22 protein-coding genes are annotated in these 24,207 nt (G+C 67.9%); 9 read left to right on the top strand and 13 right to left on the bottom strand.

Translation table 11 applies throughout. The annotated features are described in order from the left end of the window. Positions 1–28 precede the first annotated feature (28 nt). From KK141_RS12780 to KK141_RS12790, 3 genes are all read right to left on the bottom strand, one after another. Positions 29–292, bottom strand: a complete 264-nt coding sequence (locus KK141_RS12780; RefSeq protein WP_214572489.1) for a hypothetical protein — start codon at positions 290–292, stop codon at positions 29–31. 550 nt (positions 293–842) lie between these two features. Further along, on the bottom strand, positions 843–1,496 hold the full coding sequence (locus tag KK141_RS12785) for an NrsF family protein (protein WP_214572490.1): 654 nt from the start codon (positions 1,494–1,496) through the stop codon (positions 843–845). Positions 1,497–1,501: 5 nt separating this feature from the next. After that, a complete protein-coding gene (locus tag KK141_RS12790) occupies positions 1,502–2,158 on the bottom strand; it encodes a sigma-70 family RNA polymerase sigma factor (RefSeq protein ID WP_214572491.1) in 657 nt (218 codons plus the stop codon). 140 nt (positions 2,159–2,298) lie between these two features. On the opposite strand from KK141_RS12790, the gene KK141_RS12795 reads away from it, so the two are divergent. Together KK141_RS12795 and msrB are read left to right on the top strand one after the other, a co-directional pair. Beyond that, entirely contained in the window at positions 2,299–4,020 is a 1,722-nt protein-coding gene (locus KK141_RS12795) for a cytochrome c biogenesis protein DipZ (RefSeq protein ID WP_214572492.1), read from the top strand. A gap of 29 nt (positions 4,021–4,049) precedes the next feature. After that, positions 4,050–4,667, top strand: coding sequence for a peptide-methionine (R)-S-oxide reductase MsrB (gene msrB / locus KK141_RS12800; protein WP_214572493.1), 618 nt, complete (start codon positions 4,050–4,052; stop codon positions 4,665–4,667). A 412-nt stretch (positions 4,668–5,079) separates the two neighbouring features. On the opposite strand, the gene nadD is transcribed toward msrB, so the two are convergent. The 8 genes from nadD to KK141_RS12840 all read right to left on the bottom strand — a co-directional run bounded on the left by nadD (position 5,080) and on the right by KK141_RS12840 (position 13,704). Next, positions 5,080–5,712, bottom strand: a complete 633-nt coding sequence (nadD, locus tag KK141_RS12805; RefSeq protein ID WP_214572494.1) for a nicotinate-nucleotide adenylyltransferase — start codon at positions 5,710–5,712, stop codon at positions 5,080–5,082. Continuing rightward, positions 5,709–6,728 (bottom strand): DNA polymerase III subunit delta, encoded by a 1,020-nt coding sequence (gene holA, locus KK141_RS12810; protein ID WP_214572495.1) that lies wholly within the window; start codon positions 6,726–6,728, stop codon positions 5,709–5,711. The genes nadD and holA overlap by 4 nt, the downstream gene beginning before the upstream one ends. 4 nt (positions 6,729–6,732) lie before the next feature. Continuing rightward, the gene (gene lptE / locus KK141_RS12815) at positions 6,733–7,275 is read right to left on the bottom strand and encodes an LPS assembly lipoprotein LptE (RefSeq protein ID WP_214572496.1); all 543 of its coding nucleotides are present in this window, start codon (positions 7,273–7,275) and stop codon (positions 6,733–6,735) included. Positions 7,276–7,280: 5 nt separating this feature from the next. Next, complete coding sequence (leuS, locus tag KK141_RS12820) at positions 7,281–10,040, bottom strand: leucine--tRNA ligase (protein WP_214572497.1); 2,760 nt, start codon at positions 10,038–10,040, stop codon at positions 7,281–7,283. A gap of 140 nt (positions 10,041–10,180) precedes the next feature. Next, positions 10,181–10,810, bottom strand: a complete 630-nt coding sequence (locus tag KK141_RS12825; RefSeq protein WP_214572498.1) for a PqiC family protein — start codon at positions 10,808–10,810, stop codon at positions 10,181–10,183. Next, the gene (locus KK141_RS12830; protein ID WP_214572499.1) at positions 10,807–12,477 is read right to left on the bottom strand and encodes an MlaD family protein; all 1,671 of its coding nucleotides are present in this window, start codon (positions 12,475–12,477) and stop codon (positions 10,807–10,809) included. Before KK141_RS12830 ends, KK141_RS12825 begins: the two co-directional genes overlap by 4 nt. Then, on the bottom strand, positions 12,470–13,096 hold the full coding sequence (locus KK141_RS12835) for a paraquat-inducible protein A (RefSeq protein WP_214572500.1): 627 nt from the start codon (positions 13,094–13,096) through the stop codon (positions 12,470–12,472). Before KK141_RS12835 ends, KK141_RS12830 begins: the two co-directional genes overlap by 8 nt. Continuing rightward, positions 13,093–13,704: a paraquat-inducible protein A gene (locus KK141_RS12840; protein ID WP_214572501.1), complete on the bottom strand. Its 612-nt coding sequence runs from the start codon at positions 13,702–13,704 to the stop codon at positions 13,093–13,095. Before KK141_RS12840 ends, KK141_RS12835 begins: the two co-directional genes overlap by 4 nt. 179 nt (positions 13,705–13,883) lie before the next feature. On the opposite strand from KK141_RS12840, the gene trxA reads away from it, so the two are divergent. The 4 genes from trxA (at position 13,884) to KK141_RS12860 (ending at position 17,960) form a co-directional block, all read left to right on the top strand. Then, a complete protein-coding gene (gene trxA / locus KK141_RS12845; RefSeq protein ID WP_214572502.1) occupies positions 13,884–14,741 on the top strand; it encodes a thioredoxin in 858 nt (285 codons plus the stop codon). A 27-nt stretch (positions 14,742–14,768) separates the two neighbouring features. Next, on the top strand, positions 14,769–15,572 hold the full coding sequence (locus KK141_RS12850; RefSeq protein WP_214572503.1) for a LytTR family DNA-binding domain-containing protein: 804 nt from the start codon (positions 14,769–14,771) through the stop codon (positions 15,570–15,572). 113 nt (positions 15,573–15,685) lie between these two features. Beyond that, positions 15,686–17,434 carry a CocE/NonD family hydrolase gene (locus KK141_RS12855; RefSeq protein ID WP_214572504.1) on the top strand — a complete coding sequence of 583 codons (1,749 nt, stop codon included), beginning with the start codon at positions 15,686–15,688 and terminating at the stop codon, positions 17,432–17,434. Positions 17,435–17,498: 64 nt separating this feature from the next. After that, on the top strand, positions 17,499–17,960 hold the full coding sequence (locus KK141_RS12860) for a DUF4442 domain-containing protein (protein WP_214572505.1): 462 nt from the start codon (positions 17,499–17,501) through the stop codon (positions 17,958–17,960). 98 nt (positions 17,961–18,058) lie between these two features. Here the strand turns inward: KK141_RS12860 and KK141_RS12865 are convergent, their stop codons facing one another. Together KK141_RS12865 and KK141_RS12870 are read right to left on the bottom strand one after the other, a co-directional pair. Continuing rightward, positions 18,059–18,709 carry a hypothetical protein gene (locus tag KK141_RS12865; RefSeq protein WP_214572506.1) on the bottom strand — a complete coding sequence of 217 codons (651 nt, stop codon included), beginning with the start codon at positions 18,707–18,709 and terminating at the stop codon, positions 18,059–18,061. Positions 18,710–18,711: 2 nt separating this feature from the next. Then, on the bottom strand, positions 18,712–19,227 hold the full coding sequence (locus KK141_RS12870) for a sigma-70 family RNA polymerase sigma factor (protein WP_214572507.1): 516 nt from the start codon (positions 19,225–19,227) through the stop codon (positions 18,712–18,714). 144 nt (positions 19,228–19,371) lie between these two features. Between KK141_RS12870 and KK141_RS12875 the strand changes: the two genes are divergently transcribed. From KK141_RS12875 to KK141_RS12885, 3 genes are all read left to right on the top strand, one after another. Beyond that, complete coding sequence (locus KK141_RS12875) at positions 19,372–20,043, top strand: DUF502 domain-containing protein (RefSeq protein WP_214572508.1); 672 nt, start codon at positions 19,372–19,374, stop codon at positions 20,041–20,043. Continuing rightward, a complete protein-coding gene (locus KK141_RS12880; RefSeq protein WP_214572509.1) occupies positions 20,040–21,821 on the top strand; it encodes a M14 family metallopeptidase in 1,782 nt (593 codons plus the stop codon). The genes KK141_RS12875 and KK141_RS12880 overlap by 4 nt, the downstream gene beginning before the upstream one ends. Before the next feature lie 182 nt (positions 21,822–22,003). After that, positions 22,004–24,130 carry a M13 family metallopeptidase gene (locus KK141_RS12885; protein WP_214572510.1) on the top strand — a complete coding sequence of 709 codons (2,127 nt, stop codon included), beginning with the start codon at positions 22,004–22,006 and terminating at the stop codon, positions 24,128–24,130. The last annotated feature ends 77 nt before the right edge of the window (positions 24,131–24,207 follow it).

Raw genomic sequence — 24,207 nt, forward strand, 5'->3', positions numbered from 1 at the left:
GGCCGTGGTTGCAGACGCTAGCGATCGATCAATGCGAACTGCTGGCCGCAGCCGGTTCGGCCGCTTTCTTGTGGCCTTTCTTGTGATGCGGCTTGGCCGCGGCGTCGGACTTCATCGAATCGCCGGAGCTCATCGAATCGTTGGACTTCATGGAGTCTTTCTTCATATGCATGTCGGACTTCATCGCCGAGGACGAAGACGACGCGGGGGTGGTTTCCTGCGCGCTGGCCTGGCCGATGCCGACAGCGAGTGCGAGAGAAAGACCGAGGACGGCGTAACGGGAAACGTTCATGGATGCGTACTCCTTCAGTCGGTGAATGTCGTGCGGCGCGAACCGCGCTTCCCCAAAACTTTCGAAGATGTCGCTCAACTCAACTGCTGTCGAAAGAGCCGGGGCGGCCCCCTCCCGGGCCGCCCCGGCGGTACCGCTGCCGGAATTAACCGGCGGCGGGCTCGCTGCGTCTGCTGGCGGGTCGGTGCACAACGGCCCCGCGCGAGACGCCGCGGCAGCGCCCCCTCTAGCGCCGCCGACGCGGGCTAGCCTAGCTCGACGGCTTGCGCGAGCTTCGTGGGAAAAAACCGCGCTGTTCAGCGTCAATACCGTCTCGCGGCGCATGCGCGCGCGGCGTGTTGCGATGCGCAGAGCGGGGCTTTGTCGAAGCCAAGGAACATGTCCGCGACAGCAACCGGCGCGAACACCGCTGCGATGGGCTTTCGCGTCCGGCGCGCCACGGCACGGCGCGAATGCCGTCGAGTGCCTGGCACATTCAGCGTTGCGACGCACCAGAGAAACGAAAGTTTCTGCGTCTTTCGCGAACCTGACGATCCGCGTGAAGAAAAACTCAGCGCGAGCGCAGCAGGCGCCCGCCCATCGCGGCATTGATGCCGATGACCACCACCACGGCCAGCGCGTGAGTGAGCAGATCCGAGGCCGCCGCGTCGTATTCGTGGCAGATCTCCAGCAGGCTGGCAGAGGCCGCCGCGCTGGCCAGGCCGATCAGCACGGCGGTGAGCACCGGCCGCAGCGGGCAGGCGCGGCGCAGCAGCCAGATCAGCAGCGCCGACAGCGGCACCGAGAAAGCGATGATGAATTGCAGGCAGCCGATCGGCTGATGCGGACCGGCCACCACGGTGCCCTGCGCGATCCAGTCGCGCAGGCAGCCCAATCCGCTGGCCCCCACCCACAGCAGCGCCGGCGCCACCGGCAGCCACGCCCAGCGCGCGCTGCGCCCCGGCACGCCGAGCGCGAACGCGGCCCAGGCGGCGGTGATCGCGGTCAGCACCGCACCGACGCCGGCCCAGGCCAGGTCCGGCGCGCCCGCCCAGCGGCGCAGCATGCCGCCGCTGCCGTAATGCGCGAACAACAGCGCCGCGATGGCCGCCACCACCAGCAGCCACCCGGCCGCGCGCCGCCACGGCGGCGGCAGGCGGCGCACCGGCACCAGCTCGGCGCCGAGCGCGTCGATCAGGCGGTGGTGGTTGCTTGGTTCGGACATGGTGCTCAGGAATCTCCGTGGAAGCGGTTGCGCAGCGCCTTCAGCGCGCGATGCAGGTTGACCTTCAGCGCACCGGCGTTGCGGCCGGTGTGTTCGGCCGCCTCGGCCAGCGAGCGCTCGCGCAGGGCCAGCTGTTCCACCGCCTCGCGCTGGCCCGGCGGCAAGGTGGCGATGGCCGCGCGCAGGCGCCGTGCTTCCTGCTCGCGTTCGGTGTCGCGCGCGGCGTCGGCGTGGTCGGTCTGCATGTCGAGCACCTGCTCGTCATGCAGCTCGCGGCGATCGCGGCGGCCGTGGCTGCGCAGCGCATCGATGGCGCGGCGCGAAGCGATGGCGGTGATCCAGGCATCGTACGAACGCGACGGATCGTAGGTATGGCGCACCCGATGCACGGTGAGCAGGGTTTCCTGCACCACGTCGTCGATGTTGTCGGTGGCCACGCCCTGCCGCCGCGCGGCGGCGCGGATCAGCGGCAGCGAATCGGCCAGCACGCGCTCGTAGGCGCGGCGGTCGCCGGCCTGCGCGGCAGCCATCCACGCGGCGCGGCGCTGGTCGGCTTCCTGCTGGGCGCTGGCGGGGGTGGCGGACAAGGCTGCGCGTGAATCCGGACGGCGGAATACGCCATCTAGACCCAAGGCGCCGTCCGCGGTCAAGCTCGCATGCATGGCCGGCTCGCGGCTGGGGGTTCGGCCGTTATTCGCGCGAAGCCTGCGCAGGGTTACCCGCAGTGAAAAATCCCCCTGCGAGGTAACTCCCCCGCGTTCCATTCCGAATAGCCCATCAACCTGCTTGCGGACTTCCTTCCATGCTCGTGCTCATCCTGGCCTATCTCGGCGGCGTGCTGACCATCCTCAGCCCGTGCATCCTGCCGGTGCTGCCCTTCGTGTTCGCCCGCGCCGACCGGCCGTTCCTGCGCAACGGCCTGCCGATGCTGCTGGGCATGGCGCTGACCTTCGCCCTGGTCGCCACGCTGGCCGCGGTCGGCGGCGGCTGGGCGGTGCGCGCCAACCAGTACGGGCGCTGGGTGGCCCTGGTGGTGCTGGCGGTGCTGGGCCTGACCTTGCTGTCGCCGCGCGTGGCCGAATGGATCGCACGCCCGTTCGTGGCGCTGGGCAACCGCCTTACGCAGCGCGCGGACCGCGACGAAGGCTCGTCGCTGTCCGCCGCCGGCCTGGGCGTCGCCACCGGCCTGCTATGGGCGCCGTGCGCCGGCCCGATCCTGGGCCTGCTGCTTACCGGCGCCGCGCTCAACGGCGCGAGCGTGCAGACCACCTTGCTGCTGCTCACCTATTCGGCCGGCGCGGCCACGTCGCTGGCGCTGGCGCTGCTGGTCGGCGGCAAGGTGTTCGCGGTGATGAAGCGCTCGCTCGGCGCCGGCGAATGGGTGCGGCGCGTGCTCGGCGTGCTGGTGCTGGCCGGCGTGGCGGCGATCGGGCTGGGACTGGATACCGGCGTGCTCACCCGCGTGTCGCTGGCGAGCACCGGCGGCATCGAGCAGAAGCTGGTCGACGCCGTGACTCCGCCGCCCGCGCCGCAGCCGGAACGCAAGGCCGGCGAAGCGCTGCCGGTGGAAGGCGAACTGCCTTCGCTGGCCGGCGCCACCGCCTGGATCAACAGCGCGCCGCTGACCGCCGCTTCGCTGCGCGGCAAGGTGGTGCTGGTGGATTTCTGGACCTACTCCTGCATCAACTGCATCCGCGCCCTGCCCTACGTGCGCGCCTGGGCCGACAAGTACAAGGACCACGGCCTGGTGATACTCGGCGTGCACGCACCGGAGTTCGCCTTCGAGAAAGACCTGGGCAATGTGCAGCGCGCGGTGAAGGACCTGGGCGTGGATTATCCGGTCGCCCTCGATAACGACTACGCGATCTGGCAGGGCTTCAACAACCGCTACTGGCCCGCGCATTACTTCATCGACACGCAGGGCCGCATCCGCCACCACCATTTCGGCGAGGGCGGCTATGCGCAGAGCGAGGACGTGATCCGCCAGCTGCTCACCGAAGCGGGCCAGAAAGACTTGCCCACCGGCTATGTGCAGCCCGATGCCAAGGGCGCCGAAGCCGCCGATTCGAAAGCCGCCGACCGCTCGCCGGAAACCTACGTGGGCTATGCGCGCGCGCAGAACTTCGTCGGCGGCCCGCTGATCCGCAACGACCGCGAGACCTACCACGCGCCCGCCACGCTGCTCGCCAACCAGTGGTCGTTCGACGGCGACTGGACCGTGTCCTCCGAAGACGCGCAGCTCGCCGCGTCCGGCGGCCGCATCGTCTACCGCTTCCGCGGCCGCGACCTGCACCTGGTGCTGGGCCCCGGCGCCGATGGCAAGCCCGTGCGCTTCCGCGTACGCATCGACGGCCAGGCGCCCGGCACCGACCACGGCATGGACACCGACGCCGGCGGCAACGGCACCGTCACCACGCAGCGCCTGTACCAGCTGGTGCGCCAGGCACAAGGCACCGGCGAGCGCCAGTTCGAGATCGAATTCCTCGACCCGAACGTGCGCGCCTACGCCTTCACTTTCGGTTGATCGCTTCGATCCCCCCGTCGAGGTTCCCCATGAGCACCCGCACGATCCGCCAACTGCAAAACGACCAACGCCGCTCCTTCCTCCGCCTCCTGGCGCTCGGCGGCGGCGCCGCCGCCGTCGGCACCCTGCTCTGGCCCCGCGGCCCCTCCCCCATAGCCACCGCCTCCGCGGCGCCCACCGCCACCGGCAAAGACCTCCTCCTCGAATGCTTCGCCGACACCGACGGCCGCCACCTCGGCCCCTGCCACGTGCAGAAGCTGGTACTCACCGACACCCAATGGCGCCAACGCCTCTCCGCCGACGCGTTCGACGTCATGCGCCGCGAAGCCACCGAACGCCCCTTCAGCGGCCCATACTGGAACCTCCACGCAAAAGGCCTGTTCCGCTGCCCCGGCTGCGACACCGCACTCTTCGACGCCTCCACCAAATTCGACTCCGGCACCGGCTGGCCAAGCTTCTGGCAGCCGATAGCCAAAGCGAACATCGTCGAGAGCAACGACTACAGCCTCGGCATGGTACGCACCAAGGTGAATTGCGCCGGGTGCGATAGCCATCTCGGGCATGTGTTTACCGATGGGCCACGCCCTACCGGCCTTCGTTACTGCATGAATTCAGTGGCGCTGAGGTTTGTGCCGCGAGGGGCTTGAGGTTATTCGAGTGTTTCGCTCCGCCCGGCCCCTCACCCCGGCCCTCTCCCCGGAGGGGAGAGGGAGAAGTGTGGTGGTGGGGCATACAGGAACGAAGAGCAAAAGCTGGCCGCGGTTCTTGAACGTCCTCTCGGCGACGGCACGTTGAAGCGCGCGCCACGTAAACGCACGGTCGTTTCGTGTCGACTCTGGTTAATCCATTTCCACGGACGTCACTGCTCGTTCTAGTCGCGTCGCGAGCCTTGGCTCTCAGGCCATTTCTTTTGGGTTACTTTTTCTTTGGGCCAGCAAAGAAAAAGTGACTCGGGCGCCGGCAGGCGCACGAAATGCCCGCTGCATAAGCGGCCCATTCGCGATAACGCGAAAACCAAGCGATACCGCTACTGGATCCCGGCCTACGCCAGGATGACGATCAAGCGCGATACGGCGCCAACAACCCCGGATCCTCAAACAGCCCACAGGGCAACAAATAACGCGGATCCCGCCCCCCCGCCAACAACTCCCGAATCCGAGTCGCAGAAATCTCAATCGGCGTCACCGCCAACTCAATCACCCGCCCCGCCGGACGCCCATGCAACTCAGAAACGTCGTCAGTACGACGCCCCCCCATCTCCGCCCACAACGCATGCGGCAACTCCGGCTCAACCCCCGGCCGACTCAACACCCCGAGATGCGCCACCTCGAACAACTCGCGCCAACGATGCCACCCAGGCAACCCCGCAAACGCGTCAACGCCCAGTAACAACACCAGCGGCCGCGCGCCAACCTCAGCCCGCAACTCACACAACGTGTCATACGTATAAGACGGCCCAGCCCGCCGCAACTCGCGCGCATCCACCGCCAGGCGATCCTGCCCCCGCAACGCGGCATCCAGCATCGCCACCCGCTGCTCCGCACTCGCCAACGGCGCCGCCTTATGCGGCGGCACATTCGCCGGCATCAGCCGCACCTCGGCATCGAGCAACTCCGCAGCCTCCCAGGCCACGCTCAGATGCCCCAGATGCACCGGATCGAAAGTGCCGCCAAACAGCGCCAGAGGCTTCATGCGAGCGCGCTGGCAGCCCGCGGCTCGGCGATCGCGGCGATCAGGCGTTCCGCCTCCAGCCAGGCATCGCCCGACTCGCGTCCCTTGGCGATGCGATCGATCCGCGCCGCCCGCGCCAGGCACTGCAGCCAGTGCTCGCGCGGCGCGCGCCGCAGCGCCTTGCGGAACAGCTGCTCGCGCGCCGGCCACAGCCGCTCGGCGCGTGCCTGCGCGGCGAAATCGTGCGCATTGGCCAGGCGCAGCGCCAGCTGCAATTGATTCACCAGCCAGCCCATCAACGCGATCAGCTCGTCGCCTTCGGCGCGCAGGCCGGCCAGGATATGCAACGCACGTCCGCCGTCGCCGGCGAACGCCGCATCGGTGAGCTTGAATGCGTCGTAGCGCGCGCTGTCGGCCACCAGATGCTCCATCTCGGTGGCATCGATGCGCGCACCGCCGCCCTCGCCGCGCAGCACGGCGAGCTTGTCGATCTCCTGCGCGGCGGCCAGCAGATTGCCTTCCACGCGTTCGGCCAGCAGCGCGGCGGCGTCCGGCGTGGCGCTGAGGCCGCGCGAGGTCAGCCGCGCGCCGACCCAGGCCGCCCATTCGTGCGGCTTGGGCGCGTTGAACACCACCAGCGCACCGGCGGCGTCCAGGTTCCTGGTCCAGGCGCCTTCGTGCTTGCTGCTCCACTCGGTGGCGGTGATCAGCAGGGTCACGTCCGGCGGCGGCTTGGCGCAGAACTCGTTGATGGCCTTGGCGCCCTCGGTGCCGGGACGGCCGGTGGGCAGGCGCAGGTCGAGCAGGCGGCGGGTGGCGAACAGCGACATGCCGGCGGCGGAACGCGCCAGGTCGTCCCAGTCGAAATGATTACCGACGTCGAGCACTTCGCGCTCGGCATAGCCCAGGCGGCGCGCCTGCGCGCGCAGCGCGTCGGCGGCTTCCAGCACCAGCAGCTCCTCGCCCGCCAGCAGGTACACCGGCCGCAGGCTGTCGCCCGCCAGCGCCTTCTGCCACTGGACGGCATTCAGCGGCATCGGATTACGGCGCGGACGAGGAAGCGGACGCCGGCGCGACCGTGCCGCCGCCGTGCTTCTGCAGCGCCTGCAGCCGGAACAGGATGGCCTGCACCATGTCGTCGTTGAGGCTGCGCTGGATCTCTTCCACCTGCGCCGTGGTGCCCACGGTATTGGTGGCGTCGTAGCTGAATTCGCGCGACATGCTGACGTTCTGCGCCGGCAGCAGGATCTGGCCGGCGCCGTCGTTCAACTGGAACTGCACCTGGTAGCGCACGGCGTATTCGGTGACGCGCGCATAGCCGCTGACGGTCAGCGTCTCGGTGCTGAAGGTGGCCAGCGGCACGCGCAGTTCGGCGATGCCGGGGCCGGGCTTCTCTTCCACCGTTACGCCGGAGCTTTCCAGCGCACGGGCCAGGTCGCGCTGCAGGTCGAGGCCGCCGTTCACCGTCAGGTGCACGCGCTGCATCGCGGACGGCAGCGCGGCGCTCTGGCGGAGATGAAAGCCGCACGCGGTAAGCGCGAGGATCGACACCAGCATCAGCGTAGCTTTGAACATGCGGCTCATGGATTTCATCCTGCGACGATGTTGACGATCTTGCCCGGGACCACGATCACCTTGCGCACGCTCTGGCCCTCCATGAACGCGATCACGTTCGGATGCGCCAGGGCCAGCTGCTCGGCGGCTTCCTTCGAGGCGCCGGCGGCGACCTCGATGGTACCGCGCAACTTGCCGTTGACCTGCACCGCCAGGGTGAGCGAATCGCGCACCAGCGCGGCTTCGTCCGCCTTCGGCCAGGGCTGGTCTTCCAGCACCTCGGCCGGATGGCCCAGCACCTGCCACAGCGCGTGGCTGACGTGCGGCACCACCGGATTGAGCAGCAGCACCATCGCTTCCAGCGCCTCGTGGCGCACGGCGCGGCCCTGCTCGCTCTGGTCGTCGAACTTGCCCAGCGCGTTCAGCAGTTCCATCAGCGCGGCGATGGCGGTGTTGAAGGCATGGCGGCGGCCGACGTCGTCGCCCACCTTCTGGATGGTCTCGTGCAGCTGGCGGCGCAGCGCCTTCTGCCCGGCGTCCAGCGCGGCCGGGTCGACCACGGCGTGGTCGGGACCGGCGGCATGCGTGGCCACTTCGCGCCAGAAGCGGCGCAGGAAGCGCGCCATGCCTTCCACGCCGGCCTCGCTCCATTCCAGCGACTGCTCCGGCGGCGCGGCGAACATGGAGAACAGGCGCACCGTGTCGGCGCCGAACTTCTCCACCATCGCCTGCGGGTCGATGCCGTTGTTCTTGGACTTGGACATCTTCTCGGTGCCGCCGATGCTCACCGGCTGGCCGTCGCTCTTGAGCACCGCGCCGACCACGCGCGCCTTTTCGTCGCGCTGGATTTCCACGTCGGCGGGATTGATCCAGTCCTTCGAACCGTCGGCGTTGTCGCGGTAGAAAGTCTCGGCGATCACCATGCCCTGGCACAGCAGGTTGGTGGCCGGTTCGTCGGCCTTTACCAGGCCCGCGTCGCGCATCAGCTTGTGATAGAAGCGGAAGTACAGCAGATGCAGGATGGCGTGCTCGATGCCGCCGATGTACTGGTCCACCGGCAGCCAGTAATTGGCGCGCGCGTCGACCTGCTCGTTGGCGCCGGGGCTGGTGTAGCGCGCGTAGTACCAGCTCGACTCCATGAAGGTGTCGAAGGTGTCGGTCTCGCGCTCGGCCGGGCCGCCGCACTGCGGGCAGCTGGTCTTGCGCCACTCGGGGTCGGCCTTGATCGGCGACTGCACGCCAGAGAACGCAACGTCTTCCGGCAGTACGACGGGCAGCTGGTCTTCCGGCACCGGCACCGCATCGCACTTCGGGCAGTAGATGACCGGGATCGGGCAGCCCCAGTAGCGCTGGCGGCTGACGCCCCAGTCGCGCAGGCGATAGTTCACACGGCGAGCAAGTTCCAGCTTGTCCTGCACAGCCTTGAACGCACCATTGAAATCCAGTCCCCACAAGGCATCGGAGACTCCAACGGTATCTTTATCGAGCAGAGGTAACCGGAGGTTTTCTGCGAACACGGCGATGCTGTCGATAATGACCCGGTCATTTTGAGGATCGAGCTGACCTACAACAGCATTGATATCTGCCAGGTCCCGTGGATACCTGGGCGCACTGATTCCTCGAATACCCAATGCGCTTCGAATAGCCGCCCATTCGACTACCCAGTCGCGTCGTGCAACAACGTTACGGATGGGAAGGTTATAGCTCAGCGCAACCTCATGATCTCGTTGATCGTGAGCCGGCACCGCCATTACCGCACCAGTGCCATAGCCCATCAGCACGAAGTTGGCGACCCATACCTGCACTTTTTCGCCGGTAATAGGATGAATAGCGGATAGGCCAGTCGCCATGCCACGCTTCTCTTGCGTCTCCAGCTCCGCCTCGGACACGCCGCCGTGGCGCAGTTCGTCGAGGAAGGAAGCCAGCTCGCTATTGCCCTGCGCGGCCTTCAGCGCCAGCGGATGCTCGCCGGCAATGGACACGAAGGTCACGCCCATCAGCGTGTCGGGGCGCGTGGTGAACACGGTCAGCGGCTCGGCCTCGCCTTCCACCGCGAAGTGGATCTCCAGGCCTTCGGAGCGGCCGATCCAGTTGCGCTGCATGGTCTTCACCGCGTCGGGCCAGCCGGGCAGCGTGTCCAGGCCGTCGAGCAGTTCCTGCGCGTAGTCGGTGATCTTCAGGAACCACTGCGGGATCTCGCGCTTCTCGACCAGGGCGCCGGAGCGCCAGCCGCGGCCGTCGACCACCTGCTCGTTGGCCAGCACGGTCTGGTCGACCGGGTCCCAGTTCACTACCGCGTTCTTGCGGTAGGCCAGGCCCTTCTTCATCAGCCGGGTGAACATCAGCTGTTCCCAGCGGTAGTACTCCGGGCGACAGGTGGCGAACTCGCGGGTCCAGTCGTAGGCGAAGCCCATGCGCTGCAGCTGGACGCGCATGTGTTCGATGTTCTGGTAGGTCCACTTGGCCGGCGCGGTCTTGTTCTTGATCGCGGCGTTCTCGGCCGGCAGGCCGAACGCGTCCCAGCCCATCGGCTGCAGCACGTTCTTGCCGTTCATGCGCTGATAGCGGCTGATCACGTCGCCGATCGTGTAGTTGCGCACGTGGCCCATGTGCAGGGCGCCCGACGGGTACGGCAGCATCGAGAGGCAGTAGAACTTCGGGCGCGAAGGGTCTTCCTTCACCTCGTAGGCGCGCTGCTCGCGCCAGTACTGCTGCGCGGCGGCTTCCACCGCCTGCGCTTGATAGGCCTGTTCGCCGGCCTGGTCGGTGCTGCCCTGTGCTTGGTTGTCCTGCATGTGTCCGGCGCCTGAACTCGTTTACGGCAGCTTGAGCCGGAGTCCGCCGGCGGCTGCGGGTGAACGCGGCAGACTAGCAGATGCGAGGGGGGCCGGGGACCGGGGAACGGGCGCGAACCCGCTCGCCGGCCATGCCGCGCTCAGCCGGCGGGACAGGCGCCGGCCTGGCCGGCGGCCAGCGCCTGCGCGGCGGTGGCGATCTGCGCGGCCAGCCCGTCCAGCGCCCGCTGGTGGCCCTGCACCAGGGCCGCATAGCCCTGGCCCACGCTTTCCTGCACGCGGCTGGTGCAGGACAGCGCCGCGCCGCCCTTGAGCGGGCGCACGCTCCACGCCGCGTCCAGCAGCGCGTACGCGCCCGGCACGGAATCGAAGCGGCGCAGGTCCACCTTGATGCGCAGCACCGGCTTCGCTCCCGCCGGCAGGCCGCTGATGTCCTGGGTATGCAGCTGGCGCGCGAGATCCGCCGACAGCGCGCCGCGCACCTCGTCGCCCAGCGGGGCGATCCAGCGCTCGCCGTCCAGCACCGCCACGCCCTGCCCGCCCTGGCGCACCACCAGCTGCGGCTGGTCGACCTGGGCCGGCACGCCCACCGGCAGCAGTTCGAACTGGAACGGCGCGGCGGCGGGCGTAATGGTGGATTGCGTGGCCGTGCCCACGTAGGCATCCGCCGCCGGCACCAGTGTGTAGTAGCGCACCGGCGCCGAGCCGCCGCACGCGGCCAGGGCCAGCGCGCCGCCCAGGATGGCGAGGAGATATCCGGTGCGGATCATGGCTTGCTCCCTTCTTGCGTCGAAGCCGGCGGCGCGTTGCGTTCCGGCGGGGCGTCCGCGCGGCGGCCGCGCAGCAGCGCGTCCGGATGGGCGCCCAGGTAATCGGTGAGCACGCGCAGCGAGCGCACCGTGCGCTGCATCTCCTGCATGGTGCCGCCCAGGTTCTGCTGCAGCGGGGAATCCGCCGACAACGCGTTGTTGGCATTGCCCAGGGTCTGCTGCGCGCCCTGCAGAGTGCTCTTGAATTCCGGCAGCACGTCGTCGTTGACCTTCTTCAGCGTGCGATTGAGCTCGGCCAGCGTCGCATTGGCGTTCTGGCCGATGCTGTCGAACGGGATCTTCTGGATCTTGTCGACGATCTCCGCCATCTGCTCCTGCAGCTTGTCGAAGCTGCCGGGCACGGTGGGAATCTCCAGCGGCTTCATGGTCGGGTCGTACGGCACCTTGTCCGCCTTCGGCACGAAGTCCAGCGCGATGTACAGCTGGCCGGTCAGCAGGTTGCCGCTGCGCGCCTGCGCGCGCAGGCCGTGTTCGATCAGCCGGCCCATCATCTGCGACAGCTGCGCGTCGTCGCCGCGCGCCTTGGCCAGCGCCACCAGCTTGTCGTGCGCACGGCCCAGGCGCTGCGGATACACCACCGCGCCGACGATCACCGGGAAGGTCTGGGTCTTCTCGTCGAAATCGAGGTTGATCGACACCACGCGGCCGAACGGCACGCCGAGGAATTCCACCGGCGCATCCACCTTCAGCCCGCGCAGCGACTGGTCGAAGCGCATGCGGATATAGCGCGGCTCGCCGTCCGGCGGCGCCATCGCGGTGGCCTGGTCGCCGAACAGCCGGAACTCCGCGCCCTGATCCGCCGGCGTCTCGTCGTGCGGACCCAGCGGCGAACCGAACGCCACGCCGCCGGCCAGCACGGTGGCCAGCGATTGCGTGTTGAGCTTCACGCCGTCGGCGCCGATCGACACGTCCACGCCGCTGGCATTCCAGAAGCGCGCGGACTTGCTGACGAATTCGTCGTTCGGCCCGTCGACGAAGATCTGCAGGCTCACGCCCTTGCCGTCCTTGTCCAGCTGGTAGGTGACCACGCGGCCGACCTGGATGCGGCGGTAGTACACCGGCGAGCCGATATCCAGCGAACCGAGGTCGTCGGTATGCAGCTTGAAGGTCTTGCCCGGCGCGCCGTGGGTCACGGCGGGCGGTTCTTCCAGGCCGGTGAATTCGTCGCGCGATTCCTTCGACTCGCCCACGTCCGCACCGATGAAGGCGCCGGACAGCAGGGTATCGATGCCGGACACGCCGCCTAAGCCGATGCGCGGTCGCACCACCCAGAAGCGCGTGTCGGCGGTGGCGAAACCTTCGGCGCTCTTTTCCAGCGAGACCTTGGCGGTGACGTGGCTGCGGTCCTTGGACAAGGTCACCGAGGTGACGCGGCCGATCACCACGTTCTTGTATTTCACCGGCGTCTTGCCCGGATCCAGGCCTTCGGCGCTCTGGAAGCTGATGCTGATCTTGGGACCGGCCTGCATCCACGCATTGATCACCAGCGACAAGCCGACCAGCGCGGCCAGCACCGGGATCAGCCACACGAAGGAGGCATTGATGCGCGGCTTGTGGACGACCGGCTCCGGCAAGTCGCTGCCGGGGGATGTGGGTTGTTCAGTCATCGGATTCCCTGCCATCCCAGATCAGCCTGGGGTCGAAACTCATCGAGGCGAACATGGTGAGGATCACCGTGAGGCCGAAAAACACCACGCCCGGCAAGGGTTCCACCAGGCTCAGCACACCGAATTGCACCAGCGCCGTAAGCAGCGCCACCACGAACACGTCCAGCATCGACCAGTAGCCGATCAGCTCCACCAGCCGGTAGAGCTTGGCGCGCTGGCGCCGCGCCCACGGCGTGGCGCGGCGCGAACTCCACAGCAGCAGGCCCAGCGCCAGGAACTTCAGCATCGGCACCATGATGCTGGCGGTGAACACGATCACCGCGAGGTCCGGCGAGCCTTTCACCCACAGCTCGACCACGCCGCTGAGGATGGTGTTGTCGTCGATATCGCCCACGCTGGCGGTGCGCATGATCGGCAGCACGTTGGCGGGGATGTACAGCATGAAGGCGGCCAGCAGCAGCGCCAGCGTGCGGCTGTAGCTGGCGTGCTTGCGCCGGTGCAGGGCCGAATGGCAGCGCGGGCAATGCGCGCCTTCGACGCCGGTGTCGCGGCAGACCAGCCCGCAGACGTGGCAGCCGATCAGGCCCAGTTCGCCGGCGCGCGGCAGGTCGGCGCTCATGCCTGCTGCTCCGGCACCAGGTCCCACAGGCGGCGCAGGTCGATGCTGGCGAAGACGGTGATCAGCAGGGTGAGCCCGGCGTAGGCGAAGATGCCCGGGTTGAGGATCACGTCGAAATACAGCCGCGCCTTGACGATCGCCACCAGCGCGCCGAGCACGAACACCTCGCTCATGGTCCACGGCCCCAGCCGGTACAGCGCCACCATGGCCAGCCGGAAACCCGGCGCGCGGCGTCCCTGCCGGGCGAAGTACAGCACCCAGCCCAGCAGCAGCATCTTGCACAGCGGAAAGAAGAACAGCGTGGCGGCGGCCAGCACCGAGACCACCTGCGAATGCTCGCGCCACATCATCACGATGGCGCCCCACAGGGTGGTGCTGATCATCGTCCCGCCGAGGCCGAGGGTGACGATGGGCCACACATTGGCCTGCACGAAGACCAGCATCGCCGTGACCACCAGGGCGAACATGCCGCCCACGCCCAGGCGGTGGTGCCGCTCCAGGATGGCGTCGCAGCGCTGGCAGCGTGCGACCTCGCCGCAGCACAGCTCGCGCCGCCGATACACGGTGTCGCAGTGCTCGCAGATCAGCAGCGGTGGGCTCTGGGCCACGGAGGTCCTTAAGGTCAGGTCCGGCTCGTCATCCCCGGGATTCTCTCAAATCCGCGCAGGCCGCGGCCACCTGACGATCAGGCCATTCAGCGCCCGCCCGGCTGTGCCAGGCCCACCACTTGATATGCACCGTGCCGCCCTGATCTGATTCCGATTCCCTTGCCCCCGGAGCTTCAGCCGTGACCAGCGACGCCCCCACCCACGTGTTCGACGTCGACCAGGACAACTTCGAAGCCGAGGTGCTGCAGGCCTCGCTGACGACGCCGATCCTGATCGACTTCTGGGCGACCTGGTGCGGCCCCTGCAAGACCTTGGGCCCGCTGCTGGAAAAGCTGGCCACCGCCTTCAACGGTGCGTTCCGCCTGGCCAAGATCGACGTGGACAAGAACCAGCAGCTGGCCGGCATGTTCGGCGTGCGCAGCATTCCCACGGTGATCCTGGTGAAGGACGGCCAGATCGTCGACGGCTTCGCCGGCGCCCTGCCCGAAGGCCAGCTGCGCGAATTCCTGGAACGCCACCTGCAGCCGCGCGAAAGCGAGGGCGAAGAGGCCGAGCTCGCCCCGGCCGAAACGCCGGAGCAGGCGATCGAACGCCTGCGCGCCGAGATCGCAGAATCAGATAACTCCGAACTCAAGCTCGACCTCGCCCTGGCCTTGATGAAGGCCGGCCAGGCCGACGCCGCCGAAGCGGAACTGACCGCCCTGCCGGCCAACCTGGCCACCGACTCGCGCGCCGTGCGCCTGCGCAGCCAGCTCGACCTGGCCCGCGCCCTCCAGGGCGCGCCGGCGCAGAGCGAACTGCAGCAGCGCGTGCAGGCCGACGCCGCCGACTGGCAGGCGCGCGACCTGCTCGGCGTGCGCCTGCTGCTGGACGGCAACGCCGCGGCCGGCCTGGAGCAGTTCCTGGCCATCCTGGAAAAGGCCCGCGACTGGAACGACGGCCAGGCCAAGAAGCGCCTGCTGGCCGCCTTCGCCACGCTCGACGATGCCGAACTGGTCGGCAAATACCGCCGGCGGATGGCTTCGCTGCTGTTCTGAGCAGCCGGCCGCGGGGGACGGACGGGGATGAAACAGCGCAGCTTCGACCTGCTGGCGATGGCCGGCATCTTCGCGGCCTATACGGTCACGATCCGGCTGGCGCTGGGTACCGACCTGGCCGGCAGCCTGCTCGGCGGGCTGGCCAACACCCTTCCTGTGGTGATCTTCGGCCTGGCGGTGCGGCGCATCGTGCTGCGCTGGCTGGTCGGCCGGCCGGTGGCGCTGCAGCTGGGCGCGCATCTGCTGCTGTGCGCGGCCTTCGCCACTTTGTCGTACTGGCTGCTGATCATGCTGCTGGGCCTGTTCGTCGGCGCCAGCCCCGAGGGCTTCGTCATCCGGCCGTTCAAGGCCGGCGCCGTGGCGTGGCAGACGCTGGAGAACGTGACGACTTACGCGCTGATCGCGGCGATTTCGCATCTGCAGGCCATGCATAAGGCGGCACCGGCGGCGGCGGACCCCACGCCCGCGGCGGTCGATGCCGTTCCCGCCGACAGCACGGACGCCGCCCCTTCCCGCTATTTCGTGCGCATCGGCGACGAGCTGCGCCCGCTCGATCTCGACACCGTGGTGAGCATCGGCGGTGCCGACGACTACGCCGAAGTGCGCACGCTCACCGGCAAGCACCTGGTGCGGGTGACGCTGGCGGAGTTCGCCCGCTCGCTCGATCCGGCCAAGTTCGCGCGCGTACACCGCTCCTGGATCGTCAACACCCATTACATCGCCAGCGCCGAGCCGGCCGGCGGCGGACGCCTGCTGCTGCACCTGGAGAACGGCCAGACCGTCTCCACCAGCCGCGACGGCGCCCGGTTGCTGCGCGACCGCGTGATTTGACCCGCCGGCGGCTGCGGTTCGCCGCGCCGCCGTGTCCGTTCGCCGAATTTTTCCGCCGCGGCAGGCGCTGGTGGCGATCCTCCGGCCCGTTCCCCCACGGAGTCGAGGACCGCATGAAATCCACCTTGCGCTGGCTGCTGGCCAGCTGTCTCGCCCTTTCCGCCCATGCGGCGCAGCCGCCATCCGCCGCCTCGGCCGCCCCCCGCGCCGACGCGGAGCAGCCCTTCCTGATCGACGACCAGATGCTGATCCCCACCCCGGACGGCGCGCAGATCGCCGCGCTGATCGTGCGCCCGCGCAACGCACCGGCGAAGCTGACCGCCCTGCTCAACTTCACCATCTACGCCCGCGACCGCTGGAGCCTGGCCGATGCGAAGAAGATGGCGGCGCACGGCTATGCGGGCGTGGTCGCCTACACGCGCGGCAAGGGCCGCAGCGGCGGACCCGTCGTTCCCTACGTGCACGACGGCGAAGACGCGGCCACGGTGATCGCCTGGCTGGCGCGCCAGCCGTGGAGCGATGGCCGCGTGGGCATGTTCAGCGGCAGCTACAACGGCTTCACCCAGTGGGCCGCGGCCAAGCACCGGCCGCCCGCGCTGAAGGCGATGGCCACGCACGCGACCAATGCGCCGGGCATCGATACGCCGATGCAGGGCAACGTGTTCCAGAGCTTTATCTACCCCTGGCCGTTCTACACCACCGACGACAAGGAACTCGACGACGCCATCTATGGCGACCGCGAACGCTGGGCGCGGCTGCAGCGGGCCTGGTATGCCAGCGGGCGGCCGTATCGCGACATGGACAAGATCGACGGCAAGCCCAATCCGATCTTCGATGAGTGGCTGCAGCATCCGTCCTACGACGCGTACTGGCAGCGGCTGATTCCGTATGAGCGCGAGTTCGCCGATATCGATATCCCGGTGTTCGTGGAGACCGGCTATTACGACGGCGGCATGGTCGGCGCGCTGTACTACCTGCAGGAACACTACAAATACCGTCCCTCCGCCGATCACCGCCTGCTGGTCGGCCCCTACCACCACATCGCCATGCAGACCGGCGTGCTGCCCGAGATCGACGGCTACCGGGTGGACCAGGCCGCGATGATCGACCTGCAGGAAGTGCGGCTGCAGTGGTTCGATCATGTGTTCCGCGGTGCGCCGCTGCCCGCCGTGCTCAGCGGCAGGATCAATTTCGAAGTGATGGGGGCGAACCGCTGGCGGCATGTATCGACGCTGGCGGAGATGGCGACCGGGCGGCGGCGGCTGTATCTGACTGGCGCCGGCAAACCGGGCCATCTGCGCTTCGGCGATACCGCGGGCAAACAGGCGCCGCCGGTGCTGACCGTCGATTTCGCCGATCGCCGCGACGTGGATTTCCGCCCCGCGCCCGGCATGCCGGATATGCGCAACGCCCTGGTGTTCGAAACCGAAGCGCTGAAGGCGCCGCTGGAAGTGGATGGCCTGTTCGACGGCCGCTTCGAAGTGACGATCAACAAGCGCGACTTCGACCTGGCGGTGAATTTCTACGAGCTGACCGCCGATGGGCGCTACCTCGACCTGGCTTCGTATCTGGGCCGCGCCAGCTATATGCAGGACCGCAGCCAGCGGCAGCTGCTGCAGCCGGGCAAGCCGCAGACGCTCGCCTTCACCAGCCAGATGCTTACCGCGCGGCGGCTCGCGGCCGGCAGCCGGATCGTGGCCGTGGTCGGCGTGCCCAAGCAGCCCCGGATCCAGATCAACTACGGCACCGGCGGCGACGTCAGCGCCGAATCGATCGCCGATGCGAAGGAGCCGCTGCGCATCCGCTGGGCAGCGGGCAGCTATCTGGATATCGGCGTCCGGGAGCAGCCCGATGGGCCCTGAGCAGGCAACCATACGCAAACGTATGTAGACTGCGTTTCCCTGTCCTGGCCCATGAAGACGCCCGATGCGCGCCTCCACCTTCCGCCGCCTGCTCAACCTCTGGCCGCCCTTCCTGTTCAACAGCATCCGCGTGCAGCACGTGGCGGAGGACTGGTCCCAGGCGCGGGTGGTGCTGCGGCTGCGGCCGTGGAACCGCAACTACGTGCGCACCCAGTTCGGCGGCAATCTGTTCTCCATGACCGACCCGTTCTGGATGCTGCTGGTGATGCACCAGCTGGGCGGCGAGTACTTCGTGTGGGACAAGGCCGGCGCCATCGATTTTGTGGCGCCGGGGCGCGAAGACGTCTATGCGGACTTCAAGCTGGAGCCGGCCGTGATGGAAGAACTGCGCGCCGCCGCGGCGAATGGCGAGAAGGTGCTGCGCTGGTTCGAAACGGAAGTGAAAACCGCGGGCGGCGAGGTAGTGGCGAAGGTACGCAAGCAGCTGTACGTGCGCCTCAAGCCCCGCGCCCGCGAGGCTGCGTAGGTTGGGGTGAGCCGCCGGCGAACCCCAACACCGCCACATTCGAGTGCAGCGCAACGTTGGGGTTCGCCTTCGGCTCACCCCAACCTACGCCGGCGGATTCAGTCGTTCTCGAAGCGGCGCACTTCGTCCAGCACCGCTTCCGCGCGGCGCACGCTGTAGCCGGCCGCTTCGCGTTCCAGCACCCGTGCGCCCCAGATGCGCTTGATCGCCTGCATCCCCAGCCACACCAGCAGCACGCTGGCCACGCCGCTCGCGCACAGCCACAGCACCACGTCCGGATGCAGTTTCCACACGTCCGCGCCCAGGCCGGCGAACAGCATCAGCAGCGCGGGAATCCATACGAAGCAGCCGGTGACCAGGAAGACCGGCGCCTCGACCCTGGTCTTCCATGCGCGCAGTTCCGCCAGCCGCCGCTGGATGTCCAGCACCGGCGCCGCGTAATCGATCTGCTTGACCAGATGCAGGTTGCGCGCCGCGAACACGATCATCAGCACACCGTACAGATGCACCAGCACGCCGCAGAACAACAGGTGCGGATACTGCCGGTGCTCGAACCAGAAATTGCCGGCGACCAGGCTGAGCAGCGCGCCCGCCACGATCTGCACGATCTGCCCCCCCCACAGCGGGCGCAGGCCGTGGCGCATTTTTTCCAGCCGGCTTTCGCGCTGCAGCTGCAAGGTCAAGGCGTGCTGCTGCGCCATGCGGCGGTCCAGCGCCTGCCAGCTCTGCTTGAGTTCATCCAGTTCCATCGTCATGCCTCCGCGGCGACCATGCGGTCGCGAAGTGTCTGCTTGATGCGACCGAGCTTGGTCGCGACATTGGTGGCGCTGATGCCGAGCACCTCGGCGATCTCGGCGTAGCTGCGGTCTTCCAGGTACAGCAGGATCAGCGCGCGGTTGAGCGGTTCGAGCTGGCCGATAAAGGCGTACAGCGCGACCAGGCGCTCGTCTCGTTCTGGCCCGGCTTCCGCGCCGATGGTGTCCAGGTGATGCAGCTGCAGCGGTTCGAGCTGGCCCGCCTGCGCCGCGCCGCCGCGGCGCAACTGCGAGATCGCCACGTTGAGCGCGATGCGGTACATCCAGGTGGAGAAGCGGGCGCGGCTTTCGTCATAGCCGGGCCAGGCACGCCACAGCTGCACGCAGATTTCCTGTTCCAGGTCGCGCCGGTCTTCCGCGCCGGCGGCGTAGACGCTCGCCACCTTGGCGATCAGCCGCCGGTGCTCCTGCAACCGCTGTTCGAATTCGCGCTGGTCCGGCCTGCTGCCCATGCTTGTTTCCCCTGGTCTCCCTTTGATGATTCGCAGCGCCTCCAAAAAAATCACAGGGCGCGGCGAAAGGGCCGAACGTCACGCCCGGCCGGCCGCCCCCGCCCCCTACAATGCCCGCTTCCCCGCCTTCCGAGGGTCCGCCCCATGCGGCGACTGCGCATCAAACGCTATCTGCTCACCGGCCTGCTTACGTTTATCCCGCTGTGGGTGACCTGGCTGGTGTTCAAGTTCGTGCTCGGCCTGCTGGCCGGGATCGGCACGCCGGTGGTAGGCGCCCTGGTCGGCGCGGTGGGGCAGGCCTCGCCCGCGCTGGGCACCTCGCTCAACCGCGGCTGGCTGCTGTTCGTGCTGGCCCTGGTGCTGACCGTGGTGGCGCTGTACCTGCTCGGCTGGCTGGCCAACCGGGTGATCGGCCAGCGCCTGCTGGAAGCCTTCGACGGCTTGCTGGCGCGCATCCCGCTGGTGCAGACCATCTACGGCGGCACCAAGAAACTGATGGCGGTGCTGCAGCAGAAGCCTTCGGGCGTGCAGCGCGTGGTGCTGATCGATTTCCCGCGCCAGGGCATGAAGGTGGTCGGTTTTGTCACCCGCGTGATGATCGAGGAAGGCACCGGCCGCGAGATGGCCGCGGTGTACATCCCCACCACGCCCAACCCCACCGGCGGCTATCTGGAAGTGGTGCCGGTGGACGAACTCACGCCCACCGACTGGACCATGGACCAGGCCATGGCCTTCATCATCTCCGGCGGCGCGGTGGCACCCGACACCCTGCCCGCCTCGCCTGCCTCGCTGACACAACGCCAGGACCAAGCATGAACCGACTGCTGCTCGCCGCCCTGCTCGCCGCCGCCGCGGGCCATGCCCAGGCCGCCGACTGGACCACGCCCGCCGAGGCCGCGCATTTCCGCACCACGCCGAGCTATGCCGACACGGTGGCCTATCTGCACAAGCTGGCCGATGCGGCGCCGGGCAAGTTGAAAGTGGAAAGCTTCGGCACCTCGCCGCAGGGCCGCCCGATGACGGTGGTGATCGCCAGCGGCGACGGCACGTTTACGCCGGAAGCGGCGCACCGGTCCGGCAAACCCGTGGTGCTGGTGCAGGCCGGCATCCATCCCGGCGAGATCGAAGGCAAGGACGCCGGCCTGATGCTGCTGCGCGACTTCGCCGTGAGCGGCAAGCTGCCGCATCTGCTCGATCATGCGGTGCTGGTGTTCATTCCGGTGTTCAGCGTGGACGGGCACGAGAACTCCAGCCCCTATCACCGCATCAACCAGAACGGCCCGGACAGCATGGGTTTCCGCGGCCAGTCGCAGTACCTCAACCTCAACCGCGACTACGTCAAGGCCGACGCGCCGGAGATGCGCGACTGGCTGAAGCTGTGGCAGCGCTGGCAGCCGGACCTGCTGATGGACATCCACACCACCGACGGTGCGGATTACCAGTACGACCTGACCTGGTATCTGGAAGACCCGCACAAGCTCGATGCCGGCGTCAGCGCATGGCAGCAACGCCTGCTCAACGACAAGGTGATTCCGGCCTACGAGAAGCGCGGCCATCTCGCTTCGATCTACCTGGAATTCAAGGACGGCCGCGATCCGCGCAAGGGCATCGTCAATTTCGGTTCCGGCCCGCGCTTCTCCACCGGCTACGCGGCGCTGCAGAACCGCCCGGCCCTGCTGGTGGAGACGCATATGCTGAAAAGCTACGAGGTGCGCGTGCGCGGCACCTACGACCTGGTCGCCCTGATGCTGGAGCAGACCGGCGCGGATGCGGCGAACCTGCTCGCGATCAACCGCAAGGCGGACGAAGCCGTGGTGGCGCGGGCGCGCGATGCGAAGGCGCAGGTGGCGTTGACGTTCAAGGACGATCCGGCATCGACGCCGTTCAAGTTCAAGGGCTATGAGTTCAGCCTCACGCACAGCGACGTATCGAACAGCGAGTGGATCCGGTACGACCCGTCGAAGCCGCGCACCTACGACGTCCAGAACTGGAACGGCCTGCTGCCGGATGCGTCGATCGCGCCACCGGCCGCGTATGTGATTCCCGCGCAGTGGACGCAGGCGATCGACAAGCTCGACGCGCACGGCATCGCGTATCGCCGCCTGGCCAGGCCGGAGAAACTCAAGGTGCAGGCGTATCAGCTGGACAAGCCGCAGTGGGCGTCCAAGCCGTTCGAAGGCCATCTGATGCTGCGCGACTTCGCCCAGTCCAGCACGGCGCGCGAGGTGGAGCTGCCGGCCGGTTCGGTGATCGTGCCGATGGATCAGCGCGCGGCCAACGTGGCGATCGAGCTGCTGGAGCCGCAGGCGCCGGATTCGCTGCTGCACTGGGGTTTCCTGGATGCGGTGTTCGAACCGAAGGAATACGGCGAGCCGCGCGTGCTGGAGAAGCTGGCGCGCGACATGATGGCCAAGGACCCGGCGCTGAAGGCCGCGTTCGAGCAAAAGCTGCGCGAAGACGCCGCCTTCGCCGCCAGCCCCTCGCAGCGGCTGTTCTATTTCTTCGAGCGCTCGCCCTGGTACACGGCCCAGGACGTGGGCGCCTACCCGGTCTACCGGATCGACGCCGCCACCCTGCAGGGCCTGGTGCCGTAACCCCTTGCGGCGGGCGCAACGCAGCCCGCCGCCATCCCCCGCCCCTGACCTTTGACACTGGGCCGGCCCGTGACCTTTGGCCTAGGGTCGAAGGTCGCGGCCGTGACAGGGGATACCCGCGGTACCGGCCGTACCAGCATTTTTCGCCCCGCGGGGGCGCCATTCGTATGAGAGGGAGATCCATGACCAAGCCGTACCTGAAGCCGCTCGCCCTTGCGGTGAGCCTGGCCCTGACGCTGTCCGCCTGCGGCAAGCACGAGGCCGAGCAGAACGCCCCCGCCGCCGCCGGCAGCGCACCGGCCCCGGCCGCGACCACCGCCGCCGCGCCGGCCGCCAAGAAGAGTCCCTTCGACGTCAGCGAGCTGGATACCGGCATCAATGCGTGCCAGGACTTCAACGGCTTCGTCAACGCCAAGTGGGTCGCCGCCAACCCGATCCCCGAAGACCGCACCCGCTGGGGCGCCTTCGACCAGTTGAACGAGAACAGCCTCAACACCCAGCACGACATCGTCGACGCCGCCGCCAAGGGCGCCGCGCAGGCGCAGGCCGGCTCGATCGAGCAGAAGATCGGCCTGCTGTACCAGTCGGGCATGAACGAGGACGCGATCGAGAAGGCCGGCTTCGAGCCGATCAAGCCCAAGCTCGACGCCATCGGCGCGCTGAAGAGCGGCGCGGACGTGGCTGACTACCTCACCAAGAGCTACGCCGAAGGCGACGGCCAGGTGTTCCAGTTCGGCTCCGGCGCGGACTTCAAGCATGCCGACATGCAGATCGGCTACGCCAACCAGGCCGGCCTGGGCCTGCCGACCAAGGATTACTACCTCGATCCGAAGTACAAGGAAATCCGCGACGCCTACGTGGCCCACGTCGCCCAGGCGCTGCAGCTGACCGGCACCGCCGAAGCCGACGCCAAGAAGCAGGCCGACGACGTGCTGAAGTTCGAGACCGAACTTGCCAAGGCTTCGCTGGCGCCGGTGGAAGAGCGCGACCCGAAGAACCAGTACCACTTCGTCAGCGTGAAGGAGGCCGACAAGGTCACTCCGCACTTCAGCTGGGAGAAGTTCTTCAGCGCCCAGGGCGTGACCGTCGACAAGGGCTTCTCGCTGTCGCAGCCGAAGTTCTTCGCCGAGTTCGACAAGCTGCTGGCCGCCGCGCCGCTGGAGCAGTGGCAGGCCTACCTGCGATTCCACACCATCAGCGACGCCTCGCCGTACCTGAGCAAGAATTTCCAGGACAACAAGTTCGACTTCTACGGCAAGACCCTGGCCGGCCAGCCGCTGCAGAAGCCGCGCTGGAAGCGCGTGCTGGGCGCGGTGAACGGCTCGATGGGCGAAGCGCTGGGCCAGCTGTACGTGGCCAAGGTGTTCAAGCCCGAAGCCAAGGAGCGTGCGCAGGAGCTGGTCGACAACGTGCGCAACGCGCTGAAGGCGCGCATCGAGAAGCTGGACTGGATGAGCGATGCCACCAAGGAAAAGGCCATCGCCAAGTGGAACACCTTCCTGCCCAAGATCGGCTATCCGGACAAGTGGCGTGACTGGTCGGGCCTGAACATCAGCGGCGACAACTTCTACGCCAACGTGGAAGCCGCCTCGAAGTTCAACTACGACTACGACATCGCCAAGATCGGCAAGCCCACCGACCGCAAGGAGTGGGGCATGACGCCGCAGACGGTGAACGCGTATTACAACCCCACCGACAACACCATCAACTTCCCGGCCGCGATCCTGCAGCCGCCGTTCTTCGACGCCAGCGCCGACGACGCCATCAACTACGGCGGCATCGGCGCCGTGATCGGCCACGAGGCCAGCCACGGCTTCGACGACGAAGGCAGCCAGTTCGACGGCGCCGGCAACCAGGAAAACTGGTGGACCAAGGACGACCGCGCCAAGTTCGACGCGCGCACCGACAAGCTGGTGGCGCAGTTCAACGACTACACGCCGATCAAGGAAAAGCCGGACGCGCACGTCAACGGCAAGCTGACCCTGGGCGAGAACATCGCGGACCTGGGCGGCATGAACGTGGCCTACGACGCGCTGCAGAGCGTGCTGTCCAAGACGCCGGGTTCGGCCGAGCAGAAGATCGAAGGCTATACGCCGGACCAGCGCTTCTTCCTCAACTGGGCTCGCGTGTGGCGCGGCCACGCCCGCGAGAAGCAGGCGCTGCTGTCGCTCAACACCGACCCGCACGCACCGGTCTCGCTGCGCGCGATCGGCGCACCGTCGAACATGGAAGCCTTCGCCAAGGCGTTCCAGTGCAAGCCGGGCGATGCGATGGTGCGGGATGGCGAGAAGCAGGTGAAGATCTGGTAAGTGGGGTTGCCGCGGCGTGAGTCGCGGCGCTTCGTGGCTGACAAAAAAGCGCCGCACGAGAGTGCGGCGCTTTTTCT

Source organism: Dyella sp. LX-66 (assembly GCF_018599165.1).
Classification (GTDB): domain Bacteria; phylum Pseudomonadota; class Gammaproteobacteria; order Xanthomonadales; family Rhodanobacteraceae; genus Dyella_D; species Dyella_D marensis.